10 protein-coding genes are annotated in these 12,618 nt (G+C 44.1%); 6 read left to right on the top strand and 4 right to left on the bottom strand.

Annotated features, from left to right (window positions below):
• Positions 1 to 18: 18 nt before the first annotated feature.
• The 4 genes from DXK30_RS04455 to DXK30_RS04440 all read left to right on the top strand — a co-directional run bounded on the left by DXK30_RS04455 (position 19) and on the right by DXK30_RS04440 (position 5,218).
• Complete coding sequence (locus DXK30_RS04455; RefSeq protein ID WP_114700618.1) at positions 19 to 2,151, top strand: lytic transglycosylase domain-containing protein; 2,133 nt, start codon at positions 19 to 21, stop codon at positions 2,149 to 2,151.
• Between the two features lie 494 nt (positions 2,152 to 2,645).
• On the top strand, positions 2,646 to 3,326 hold the full coding sequence (locus DXK30_RS04450; RefSeq protein WP_227670818.1) for a T2 family ribonuclease: 681 nt from the start codon (positions 2,646 to 2,648) through the stop codon (positions 3,324 to 3,326).
• A 368-nt stretch (positions 3,327 to 3,694) separates the two neighbouring features.
• On the top strand, positions 3,695 to 4,684 hold the full coding sequence (locus tag DXK30_RS04445) for a malate dehydrogenase (RefSeq protein ID WP_179797575.1): 990 nt from the start codon (positions 3,695 to 3,697) through the stop codon (positions 4,682 to 4,684).
• Positions 4,685 to 4,978: 294 nt separating this feature from the next.
• A complete protein-coding gene (locus DXK30_RS04440) occupies positions 4,979 to 5,218 on the top strand; it encodes a DUF2789 domain-containing protein (RefSeq protein ID WP_114700617.1) in 240 nt (79 codons plus the stop codon).
• A 78-nt stretch (positions 5,219 to 5,296) separates the two neighbouring features.
• Here the strand turns inward: DXK30_RS04440 and ribF are convergent, their stop codons facing one another.
• Complete coding sequence (ribF, locus tag DXK30_RS04435) at positions 5,297 to 6,364, bottom strand: riboflavin biosynthesis protein RibF (protein WP_114700616.1); 1,068 nt, start codon at positions 6,362 to 6,364, stop codon at positions 5,297 to 5,299.
• A gap of 215 nt (positions 6,365 to 6,579) precedes the next feature.
• Here ribF and DXK30_RS04430 point away from each other — a divergent pair, with 215 nt between their 5' ends.
• The gene (locus DXK30_RS04430) at positions 6,580 to 7,200 is read left to right on the top strand and encodes a GNAT family N-acetyltransferase (protein WP_114700615.1); all 621 of its coding nucleotides are present in this window, start codon (positions 6,580 to 6,582) and stop codon (positions 7,198 to 7,200) included.
• 11 nt (positions 7,201 to 7,211) lie between these two features.
• Here DXK30_RS04430 and DXK30_RS04425 read toward each other — a convergent pair whose 3' ends face one another.
• From DXK30_RS04425 to ampD, 3 genes are all read right to left on the bottom strand, one after another.
• Positions 7,212 to 7,835: a hypothetical protein gene (locus DXK30_RS04425; RefSeq protein WP_114700614.1), complete on the bottom strand. Its 624-nt coding sequence runs from the start codon at positions 7,833 to 7,835 to the stop codon at positions 7,212 to 7,214.
• 129 nt (positions 7,836 to 7,964) lie between these two features.
• Positions 7,965 to 9,515, bottom strand: coding sequence for a murein biosynthesis integral membrane protein MurJ (gene murJ / locus DXK30_RS04420; protein ID WP_057761456.1), 1,551 nt, complete (start codon positions 9,513 to 9,515; stop codon positions 7,965 to 7,967).
• A 112-nt stretch (positions 9,516 to 9,627) separates the two neighbouring features.
• Positions 9,628 to 10,257, bottom strand: coding sequence for a 1,6-anhydro-N-acetylmuramyl-L-alanine amidase AmpD (gene ampD, locus DXK30_RS04415; RefSeq protein ID WP_114700613.1), 630 nt, complete (start codon positions 10,255 to 10,257; stop codon positions 9,628 to 9,630).
• 151 nt (positions 10,258 to 10,408) lie between these two features.
• Here ampD and DXK30_RS04410 point away from each other — a divergent pair, with 151 nt between their 5' ends.
• Positions 10,409 to 12,577: an Lnb N-terminal periplasmic domain-containing protein gene (locus DXK30_RS04410; protein WP_114700612.1), complete on the top strand. Its 2,169-nt coding sequence runs from the start codon at positions 10,409 to 10,411 to the stop codon at positions 12,575 to 12,577.
• Positions 12,578 to 12,618 lie beyond the last annotated feature (41 nt).

The following is a 12,618-nucleotide window of genomic DNA, read 5'->3' as shown; positions in this document are numbered from 1 at the left end:
ATCATAAAGAGAGTCAGTATGACAAAGTTGCGTGTTGCGCATAGCATCAAGGATGAAGAGTCTATCAGTCAAAAACACGCGTCAAAGCGAATCACAGTAGGTACGCTACGGTTGAGCGCGTTGAGCGTGGCAACAGCGGTAAGTGCACTTGGTGTGTCACAGGTCGCTTGTGCCGAGTTGACGTGGGGCGATGAGGAAAGCTACCAACAAGAAAATAACTATCAACAAGATTATCAGCAAGACAGTAGTATTGACTCATTTATGGCAGCCGCTATCGCCGCAGATCGCGGTGATGTGAGCGCACTTTATAACTATGAGCAAGTCATGAGTGGCGGCTTGTTTGCGATGTATCCGACTTATTGGCGTATGAGTCTAGATCTTAATTCACAGAGTTCAGCGGCGGTCTCGCAGTTTGTGCGTCAGTATCCAGATACGGTTATGGCTGAGAAATTGGTTGCGGATTTTGCGGAGACCAAAGCGGGGTCAAATGATTATGCATCAGTACGTCAAGTCGCGAATTTAATTACCAATGCGGATGCCAGTGAGCGCTGTGCCGTTGCGCTTGGGTTTAATAATGGCGGTGATACTATGCGTGCCATTGCAGCCAAATCTGATGTTTGGCTAACCACTAAAAAGCAACCAGCATTATGCGATCAGCTAGCGATGGAAATGAACAACAATGCACTGATTAGTAACCAAGATCGTGCGGCTCGTCTCAAGCGTATGCTACGTAAAGGCAAGACCGGTGATATTATGGCATTGTCATCACGCCTTGGTACGCCAATTGCTTATTCGGCGCTCAGTGAAATTCAGCTAAACCCATCTTCTTTCTTTAGCCGTTTTGGTCGTGAGCCTGCTAGCCAAACCAATCAATACCTATATATGTACGCAATCGGCCGTATGGCTGACAAGTCTTATCGTGAGGCGGCGTTACAGTTAGATTTTGATATCAAACAAGATAATCAGCGCGCGGTCAAATTGTTGAATGACGAAACCCGGCGCTATGCTTATCGTACGCTTGGCGTACAGCGTATGAATCACAACACTGACGATGGCTTTAACGCTGAAGCAGTCGATTGGTTCCGCAATAGTTTGGACAATGACTTTAATTTTGAAGAAGCTGAAGACTACGCTATGGCAGCGATTCGTTTCGGTCGTTGGGATGATGTGGTAGAAGCTATCTCAAAAATGGATGGTGAAACCCAAAAAGAAGCCCAGTGGCAGTATTGGCTAGCTCGTGCGTATGAGCAGTCAAGCGATAGTAGCAAGCGCAATACGTCTAAAAAAATGTATCAGAACTTAGCAAAAAGTAATGACTACTATGGCCTGATGGCAAAAGATAAAATAGGGCAGCGTTTTGATGCTAGCCGTTTAGGCGGCAGTAATTTGCCTAATGTTAGTACCGCTGATCGCGCGCGCGTCATGCAAGACGCCAATTTTGCTCGTGCGTTTGCGTTATATAACTCTGAGGCTAGTCGTGCTTATGCCAACCGCGAGTGGAACTGGGCAGTTAAGCAAGCTCGTGATAATCGTGATGACAATTTGATTATTGCCGCTGCTCGTCAAGCCTATGATATGGGCTGGCTCGATCGAGCGATTTATGCGGTTGATAATACTGATAGAGTGGATAGCTTAGCACTTTCGCATCCAATGCCGCATCAAAGCGCAGTTGTGCGTTATAGTGAGTCAGCAGGTATTGATCCAGCATGGGCGTACGGTATTATGCGTCAAGAAAGCCGTTTTGTATCCTCTGCGCGCTCAAACGTGGGCGCAAGTGGACTGATGCAAGTCATGCCTGATACCGCAAAATATATCGCTCGTAACCTAGGCGAGACTTATAGTGCGAGCCGTGCTAATAGTGGTGATACCAATATTCGCTATGGTACGTGGTATATGGGTGATATTTTGGGCAAACTCAATTATCAGCCAGTATTGGCAACCGCAGGCTATAACGCTGGTCCTAATAACGCCAAACGCTGGCAGCCAGTTTATGGCTCACTTGCTGCAGATCAGTATGTAGAGTCGATTGCATTTCCTGAGACACGTAACTATGTCAAACACGTAATGGAAAACGCCACTATTTATAGCAGTCTGTTGGGTCGTGGTCAGCCGATTACTCAGCGTATGGGTACAGTGCCAGCTGGTTTTTAATCACTGAACTTGTATTTGATAAACCACTAATGATTTATTGTTAGTGGTTTATTTTTATCTGCTGGTTTGTTTAGCTAATTGTCAATTGATCAAATCTGATTTGCCAAAGCAGAACTCATCTGGCTAAGGTAGGTTTTGAAGCCATTATTTTCGATATTTTATCGACATTTATCGATCTTCCTGACGATATCGTCAACGTTTACGTTTTTGCTATAGATTAAAAAAAATGTTTTGTTACCATTGCCTTAATGTAGAACACTTTTTTTCAGTCTTGCTCTTAGGTCAATACGTGTTTCATGTATCGCGTCTAATGATTTAAGTTATAGCCTATGTCTTATCATTGCTAACTAACTGCCTTCAGTCCTATGATCAAAAAATATTTTAGTTTGTCTACGTCACCAAAAACCAAATATTCGTTATCTAATCGGATATGCTCTTTATCGAAGGTAAATACAAAGATAGCGACAAACCTGAGCAATAAGGTCGCTAACTCTATGATGCAATTGCGTTCAGGTTTGGCTAGCAAACATAGCGTAGGTAGTATCAAAGCAACGATGAGTTTCGGCGCTTTACTGCTGTTGCAAGGCGTTGTGCTGCTGCCAGCACAGGCGGCTAGTACAGTTAAGACTGGTCAGCGGGTATTGATGATTGAGATGACACCAGCATTATGTAATATGCAGCCAACGCGGGCACGTATGCGTCAGTGTTTAGAAGGTTATTCATTGACCGTATCTGGTCTAGATATGGGGTATAGTGAACGCTGCGGTCGTGGCAGTGAGCCACGCCTTACACCGCTACAGTTAAAAGTCGTCAACCGCATCATGCCTGACACAACGGTACGTAGCCAAACATGGCAACGCTACGGTGTCTGTAGCCCGCTCAGTGCCAGCAGTTATTTTCGCCAAATTACCAACTATGCAGGTGGATTAAAATTACCGAACGAGCTGAATACTGGCAATAGCTATACGGTTTCTAAATCCCGCTTCATCAGTCAGATGACACGCCTTAATAGTGGCATGTCTTCTAATAGTGTGGATCTTATCTGTCAAAAAGGCAGTCGTCGCCAATCAATATTAACTGATATACATATATGTTATGAAGGTAACGATTTTGGCAATTGTCATGACATTGTAGACAGCTGTGGTAGTAAATTTATTATTTCAGGTGGACAATAACCTTTATTTGATCACCTTATCAGAATTTTTTTAGCGTCATTTCCAGCATTATTTAGTCCAATCTAATAGTGCAAATTGCCTATTTTGCCCATTATATCTACGTATAACACAGTGATAAAGTGCTTTAGTTATCACGTTATAAAATCCTCTAACGCTTTATTCATCAGCGCTTAGCCTCTATAGAGCCCCTCTCGTATAAAATGTAACAATATAATCCCTGACGGGTCTATGACTGTATCTAGACGGTCACTGCGATGAAGTGCTACACTAGCTCTCGGTTTATACATGCTGCTATGCGGCAAACAAGTCGATATCTAAAATGATAATCGTTCATTAGAATTATCTAATAATTAATTAGGGAGTATTCAATGTCAATGAAACAGCCTTTACGTGTTGCCGTCACTGGTGCCGCTGGTAATATCAGCTACGCGATGCTATTTCGTATTGCATCTGGCGAGATGCTAGGTAAAGATCAGCCAGTTATTTTGCAATTACTTGAAATTACGCCAGCTCTTGACGCCCTAAAGGGTGTGGTCATGGAACTAGAAGACTGTGCATTCCCATTGTTGGCTGGTATCGTCCAAACTGATGATGCTAATGTCGCATTCAAAGATATCGACTATGCTTTACTGGTTGGTGCACGTCCTCGTGGCCCAGGTATGGAGCGTAAAGATTTGCTAGAAGCCAACGCTGCGATTTTCTCAGCACAAGGTAAAGCATTGAACGAAGTCGCTAGCCGCGATGTAAAAGTATTGGTAGTCGGTAACCCTGCCAACACCAATGCACTTATCGCTCAGCGCAATGCACCAGATCTTGATCCACGCAACTTCACTGCAATGACTCGTCTAGACCATAACCGTGCTATGGCGCAGTTGGCTGGTAAGACTGACAGCACTGTAAATGACGTGAAAAAAATGATCATCTGGGGCAACCATTCGTCAACTCAGTATCCAGATTTAACTGCTTGTACGGTAAACGGCAAGCCTGCTCTAGATTTAGTTGATCGCGAATGGTACGAAGCAACTTATATCCCAGAAGTACAACAGCGCGGTGCTGCAATCATTAAAGCTCGCGGTGCATCATCTGCGGCTTCTGCTGCCAACGCTGCTATCGCACATATGCGTACGTGGGCACTAGGTACTGATGAGAACGATTGGGTATCTATGGGCGTTTACTCAAACGGCGAATACGGTATTGCTGAAGGTTTGATCTACTCATTCCCATGCACATGCACTAACGGCGACTGGTCTATCGTAGACGGCGTTGACGTATCATCAGATTTCTCTAAAGAGAAAATGGCTGCCACTGAGCAAGAGCTTAGTGAAGAGCGTGATGCAGTAGCACATTTACTACCGTAAATCTAAGCTGCTATCCAGTAAGGTATGATTTAAGTAGTAAAGATAAGTAGTATAAAAAAGCCCTCTTAAATGTGAGGGCTTTTTTATGGCTATGAGAAATAGGCAAATGAAAGCAATTTAGCTTACTGTCTTAAATGAATAAAAGCAATTTACCGTTAATACAATTGATAACGTTAGATAAACGTTGATTAACAGCTATTAAAATAAAGCTTGCTACAATGAATGTGTCAATTTGAATAATAAGCACATTAAACAATAAGTACGACTATATTCGTATCATTTAAGGAGAAAGTTATGTTGGGTGAACCAGAATACAGTATGAATGAGTTATTTGCTCAGTTAGGTCTAGACAGCTCTGATGAAGCAATTGATAATTTTATTGCAGCAAACCAACTAGCTAGCGAAGAAAAACTGATAGAGGCTAGTATTTGGACGGATAATCAGCGCATGTTCTTACAAGAAGAATGGCAAAAAGATGCAGCATGGGTAGAAACCATCGATGAGTTAAATGTCCGTTTGCATCCTGATGCATAAATATTTATAGACATATTTAAAAACCCCGCGATAGTATCAATATCGCGGGTTTTTTTATATCTGAAGTAACACTAAATTTTAAACTTGCTTTTCGCGCCATTCGAGTAAGTCAGCAACGTCTTGATGAATACCCGCTTTTAATGCTTCTAGTCCATCATAGCGACGTTCACCATGCAAGAAGTGTAGGAAACTTACGTGTAAGTTCAATCCGTATAAATCGGCTTGCAACTGCGGAAAATGGACTTCTAGTCGCCAGTCATCACCTTTATCAACAGAAGGTCTTTTGCCAATATTAGCCGTGCCAAACAAACTATGCGGACGTAAGCCAGCAACACCTGTATGACCATCGGTGGCAAGCGCAGTCAAACCATCAGCGATCACATCACCATTGTCATCTAAGCTCACCGCATCGACTGCAAAAATACCATGTAGGGCAGGTTTTATTCGTTGCAAATCGATATTTGCGGTAGGGAAGTCTATCGTACGACCTATCTGGTCGCCGCGCACAACCACTCCTGTGATTGCATAGTCACGACCCAGTAATCTGTTGGCTGCTTGAAGATCACCTGCCAATAGTAAATCACGCACACGAGTAGAGCTGATACGGGCAGCGTCGTTATCGGTCGTATCAACACTGCCGCTATCAGTACTATTATCAGTGACCGTATGCAGGTTGGTCACATCCAAGCCATAATCACGCAAAAACTGACTGTCGCCAGTACGATCATGGCCGAAGCGGAAGTCATCGCCCAGCACCAATGCTTTGACGTTCAAACGCTTGGCTAATATATCAGCAAATGCTTGTGCTGATAGCGATCGAAATTCTGTATCAAAACCTGCTACGATCAATGTTTCAACACCATATTCTGCTAGCAGTGCTTGCTTCTCTGCCAGATTTGTCAGACGCGCAGGCGCTTTGGCAGGTGCAAAAAACTCGCGTGGCTGCGGCTCAAATATCATGACCGCCGCACCCAAATTTTGGGTATGCGCAATTTCACGAACTTGGGCTAGCATGGCTTGATGACCAAGGTGCACACCGTCGAAATTGCCGATAGTGAGCACGCAAGATGCCAACTCTACTGGGACAGTGTCCGGAGATGAAGTGTGTGGCGACGAAATCAGTTGCTCAAGAAAATAGGTTTTCATAAGTTTTCAGCTATGATGAGACCAAATAAAAAACGAAAAAACACATCTATGCTTAAAATTGATGTGTCTAAAACCAGCCATTATAAAGTAAAATAGCCACACTAACATCCTATAGTCTACGTGTAATGCAAGTATGGCACGTAGGGTAGCTATTCTTTATTGCGAATGATGATAATAGTAATCCTAACAACAATCCCGACAACGATGGAGATCTTATGTCTGCTGCTGCTTTAAATACTATACCAACCGACCTATCGACATATCAGCTTACCGATCAGTTCGTTGTGCAGCGTGCAAATAAAGAAGATTTAGCAGAAGTTTTAGCCATTTATAATCAAAGCATACCGGGCAAACAAGCAACAGCCAATCTTGCATTGGTTACGCTAGAGGAGCGTGCTGCTTGGTTTAATAAACATTTGGATAGCACAACCAGACCGATATATGTGGTCAAAGTACTACCATCAGATGATGGAGCTCAGACAAAGGCGCCAATAGTCGCATGGGGCAGCTTTAGTGATTTGTACGCACGTACGGCCTATCATATCAGTACCGAGATTAGCATTTATCTAAATCAAGATTATCAAGGCAAAGGATTAGGCAGTTTGCTGACCCGTTGGATGTTGACGCAAGCACCAAGCCTAGGTATTCGAAATATCATCGCCCTTGTCTTTGCTCATAACCATCCAAGCTTAGGATTATTTCGTAAGCTTGGCTTTGAACAATGGGGTTATATGCCCGAAGTTTGCGATATGGAAGGGTTCATCGCTGATGTCGTGATGCTTGGTAAATCAGTGACATCAGACGATATCTCAGATAAAGCGCCTGAGGCAATCTAACTTAAGATGCTCTAACCTAAAATCTTCCATTGACCTTCTATCTTCTGTAGCTGGTAGGTCAATGGTGCAGGTTCGCTCTGTCCTTTTAGCATCAGCTCGCCAGTAATGGTGGCACGAGTTTTGTCATCATTGTATTTGGTATTAGTAATCGTAACGCCATCCACCGTTTGTTGAAATGCAGACTGGGTGTTGGCAAGCTCTTCTTCAAAGTTTGCCATGTCGACTTGGTAATATGACGCCGCATCCTTCACGTCACCATAATATAAGCTGTTTAGGGCTTGCTTGACAGTATCCTCTGGCGTACCGACTTGAGTTGGATTGGTTACTAAGCTTTTCTGTTTGGTCGCATCGGTGACTGGATTAACATTGTCACTATCAATCGCTGTCTTATCTTCAGCGCTATCTGTAATTTCGTCAGTCCCGCTAGCACTGTCCTCATTCATCGCTTGGTCAGTTGTATCATTGTCTAATGTGACGTCTTCTGAGGTATCAACGGTCGCTGCCACATCTTCATTATCGGTAGCAGTTTCAGCCGTTTCATTATTGCTACAGCCGCTAATAAGGAGTCCAGTGCTTAGTACACCAGTTGCCAGCAAAATTGGTAAGCGCTGAAAGATTGGCTGTTTCGTTGTCATATTAAACCTCAAATGTCATTTATTCATTAGTGATCTATTATGACAATTATTAGCAGCGTGCAGTGTCATTTCTCATAACAGGCTTGTTTTGGTTTCGTAAGCCCGTCATAAGTTTGCCTATACGTTACCCTAACCGTGCTTTAGCTGACGCGGACGGAACCCTGTCGCTAGCAATACCACACCGTAAACCAGCGCCCCGACGGCACACATAATAATCAGCGCGACGATACGCTGCCACTGAGCCTGATCGGTAGGGAAGTAAGGGAGCATAAAATAAAGCACGCCAATCATAGAGCCAGTCGAGATAGCAAACTGCGTAAACAGCTTTTTCCAATGAGGACCAAAACGGAAAATATCACGCTTGTGCAAGAAGTAATATAGCAAGCCTGCGTTTACAAAAGCAGCGCCAGTCGTAGCCAATGCCAGACCACCATGTAACGGTATCTCTAAGAAATAGAATATCCCGATAAAAATAACGCTAAAGATCATATTGGCGATGACAGAGATGATGCCGATTTTGACAGGGGTTCTGGTATCTTGCCGCGCAAAGAATGCAGGAGCAAAGATCTTAATAAGCATAAATCCTAAGATACCACCTGCCATACTACGTAGGGCCAGTGAGCTCATCTGGGCATCACGTAAGGTAAACTCACCGCGTAAAAATAGTGCTTGCATCAATACATCTGCCAGTACAAATAGGGCAGCCGAGGCGGGCACACCGACTAAGATGATAAGGCGTGCTGCCCAGTCGATGGTTTTTTTGAAACTGACGTCGTCTTTTTGAGCTTCGCTTTTTGATAGGCTTGGTAATATGACGGTACCAATCGCCACACCAATCAGACCCAACGGCAGCTCGCTCATACGTTCAGCTGCGTAGAGCCAAGAGACGGAACCGCCAATCATTAACGAGGCAAAGATGGTGTTTAATAGTAAATTAATCTGAGTAACAGAAACACCAAAGATAGCAGGTAACATCAGTTTCAAAATCCGACGAACGCCTTCGTGCTGAAAATCAATCTTTGGTGCGACAAGCAGCTTTTGTTGCCAGAGCTGCGGCAGTTGAATCAAAAACTGTAGCAAACCTGCGATAGCAACGGCATAGCCAAGCGCCATGATGGGTGTATCAAACATTGGCGCAAAAATCAGCGCCCCACCAATCATACACAGGTTCAATAACACGGGCGCAAAGGCGGGTGCGGCAAAACGACCGTAGCTTTGCAGAATACCACTCGCAAAGGCTGTCATAGAGATGAATAGCAAATACGGAAAGGTAAGACGCAGTAATTCAGCAGTGATGGCAAATTTGTTGGGTTGATCGGCAAACCCAGGGGCAAACAACGTCACCACCCAAGGTGCGATTAAGATGACGACTACCGTAAGCATCGATAGCACTAGCAATAATGCGCCCGAGGTTCGACTGACCAAAATCTGCACTTGCTGTAAGCTGTACTTTTCTTTGTATTCGGACAGTACTGGCACGAAAGCTTGGCTAAACGCACCTTCTGCAAACAATCGTCGTAAGAAGTTTGGAATTTTGAAGGCGACCAAAAAGGCATCCATCAAACCACCTGCACCGAAAACCCCTAGCAATACAACATCACGTACCAAACCTAAAATACGCGATAACATGGTCATACTGCTGACCACCATGGTTGAACGAAATAACCGACTTTTTGCCATGAGAACCTATCTTGCTAAGTTGTATATTGAGTTATGTGCTGATGTGATATGGATAAAAAACTGACGAATTATATCACTTTCACCATTGAGATAAATGGATTGAGTGTGGAAATCACTTATGCGAGGGTGTATCGTTTTTCGTTGCATCAGCCACTAACTGGCGCAACCTTGCCCATTCAAAATAATCACCAGGGTCAGTCTTACGCCCAGGCGCGATATCGCTATGGCCTGTTAAGTGGCGACGTGTTTTGGGATAGGCCTTATAGATGGCGGCAATTACTTCGGCTAGCTGCTCATATTGAGCAGAGGTGAAGGACACAAAATCCGACCCTTCAAGCTCGATACCAATGCTATAATCATTACATTCAGGTCGACCCAAATAGCTAGACCGCCCAGCATGCCACGCCCGTTCGTTGAAATTGACAAACTGAGTGATAGCGCCATCACGTTCGATAAACAAGTGCGCTGATACTTCTGCGCCTTTAATTGTTTGAAAGTAAGGATGATCATCCCAGTCTAATTGATTGGTAAATAATGCTTTTACATAATGCGTGCCACTAGTGTCGCAGGCGCCAAATTCATTCGGTGGTAGGCTGATATTGTGTACGACGATGGCGTCAATACTTAAACCTTTTGGCCTTACATTGTAATTAGGTGAGGCTAGCCAAGTGGCTGCTGATAGTAGACCATCTTTGATAGTCATTGGCGACGTAGATGATGAGTTTGGCAATGATGCAGGCATAATGCTCTCTTTTTATACTAGTATTGATAATGGTGCGATAGACAATCTATCTAAATAGCTAAACGATAGTGGACGACGTGTTTAATTTTTTGACCCAGAAACTTTAATAACGCTGATAGCGTATGAATAATAACGTGCGAGATTTTAACTCATGTCTATAAAACTGACGTCCATACCTATCGATTGTACGCTAATGACCATTGGCCTGCGAGCACGTCTACCACTGGCTATAGCAGGGCTGTTACTCTCAGCTCAAACGCAGGCATTTCTACCAACGCCGCTGTCTGTCCTTGAATCAGATGCATTGTCACCTGACGCATCTAGCACAGCACCTACTTATTCTAATTCAGATGCATTATCTGAGCCGGACAATATTAATAGTACTGAACCTAATATTCAAAATAGTACTGAACCTAACATTCAAAATAGTACTTTATCTGAATCAAGCTTAGCGACAGAGCAGCTGCTATCAACATGGCGTCAACAAGTAAAAGCAGACAAGTTGGCACAGCATACAACATGGCGACGCTTATTGTATTTTTACGATAATAAAAACAGTGTATTCGGTAAAAAGAAAACCGAGAGTTTGGTTGATGATCCGAGCTTTTTTTTAAGTAAAAATGGTCAACGAGATTCAGGTGCAGAGTTAGACGCGATGCTCGTAGCACTTGCGCAAGAGTTGGCATCATCAGCGACTGATAACGACCAAGCCAAAACTGATACCAATAATAATTCTGTCTTATGTCGTTTTCCAGCACGAGTGGCGTGGTTAGCAGAGGTGCTAGCGATCGATGCTGCAAGTCTATCTGCTGAGTGTCCAGAATTGGATGAGTGGATGCAGACCATTGCACCTGAGCAGCTATCTATTATGTTTGCGCAGGAGTACTTGGACAACCCGCTCTCTGCATTTGCTCATACGCTGCTACGCATTGACTCAAAAGTGAGTATCGCTGATCCAAATCAAATCGATAAGGCTTATGCGCTGAACTATACGGTAGACGGTGATCCAAACGACAGCTTCCCGATATATGCTACTAAGTCAATGATTGGTAGTTACAACAGCGCTATCGAAATTGACCCATATCCAGAGATGCTAGCGAAATACCTGCAAGATGATGAACGTGATACGTGGACATATCAGTTGAGTCTGACGCCCGCGGAAGTGCAGCAGATTATGCGCCACGTTTGGGAAACCAAATCGTTAAAGATGCCTTATTATTTCACCACGGATAATTGTGCTTCTGAGATTCTACGTCTTATTGATGTGGTCCGTCCGCAGCAAAACTTACTGAGCCAATTGTCTTACGCAGTCGTGCCTTCTGATGTGATTCAACTATTAAATGATGAGCAGTTGCTGGCAAGTACCATTTATACGCCTGCTGATAATACCGTACGTCAAGCTCAGCTTAATGAGAAAAAACAACAGCGTGCGCAGTTGGGCTATCATAATAGTGCTAAACAAACCTTGAATGAGATCAAGTCTGCGCAGCTTAACCCTCTATCGAGCATGTCAGCCGATGGGCAAACACTACTCAAGCGTCAAATCGACGTATCGGATAATAATCCAATAGACAGGCATCCGCTACAATTGGGCACGATAGGTATAGGGCAGCGTGGCGACGATGACTATATGGATATTGGGTTTCGAGCGGGGTTTCATGATACGCTTGACCACGCCTCAGGGTATCCACAATTCTTTAACTTAGAAGGGCTGGCTGCGACATTACGACTGTATGACACAGATGACAGTAAGCCCAACCAGCCAGACAGTGTGGTCTTGCAAAATGTCACTTTGATTCGAGGCCGCTCTTTTAATCCAGTCAATGCAGCCAAAAAAGGCAATACTTGGGGCGCTAGTATCGAGGCGAGGCGAGTAAACGATGGATCGCAAGAGGCAGGTACGGATCATTTGGTCGGTAGCGTGGGTTACGAAAAAGGCTGGTCATGGGCATTTGGTACACCAGCCGCAGGTACTGGTGAGATACCGCCGCAACTGTGCTATACGTTTTTGGCAGGTACAGGGCAAGTAGGACGAGGTATCAATAAAGGTTTTCGTCTAGGCGCAGGCATCAATGCTGGCTGCCGTTATCAGATTAACAATCAGTTACGCGCGCAAGCTGAATTGCAATTGCCATATTGGTATCATGGCAGCAGCGATGAAACCAACGTCCGTGGCCATTATTGGCAACCAATCTCAAGCTTAGGGCTGCAATACGACATTGATAAAAAACAAGCCCTACGTATTAATGCAAATTACGAATGGCAAGAACGTATCGATGCCAACGATGATATACAGCTATCGTACAGACGGTATTTTTAGGCACTGATTTAGATATTGGTTTAGACACTGATTTAGCCGTT

The sequence above is a fragment of the Psychrobacter proteolyticus genome (genome assembly GCF_003350005.1).
Lineage (GTDB): Bacteria > Pseudomonadota > Gammaproteobacteria > Pseudomonadales > Moraxellaceae > Psychrobacter > Psychrobacter proteolyticus.
This window is presented reverse-complemented; position numbering and strand designations above follow the sequence as displayed.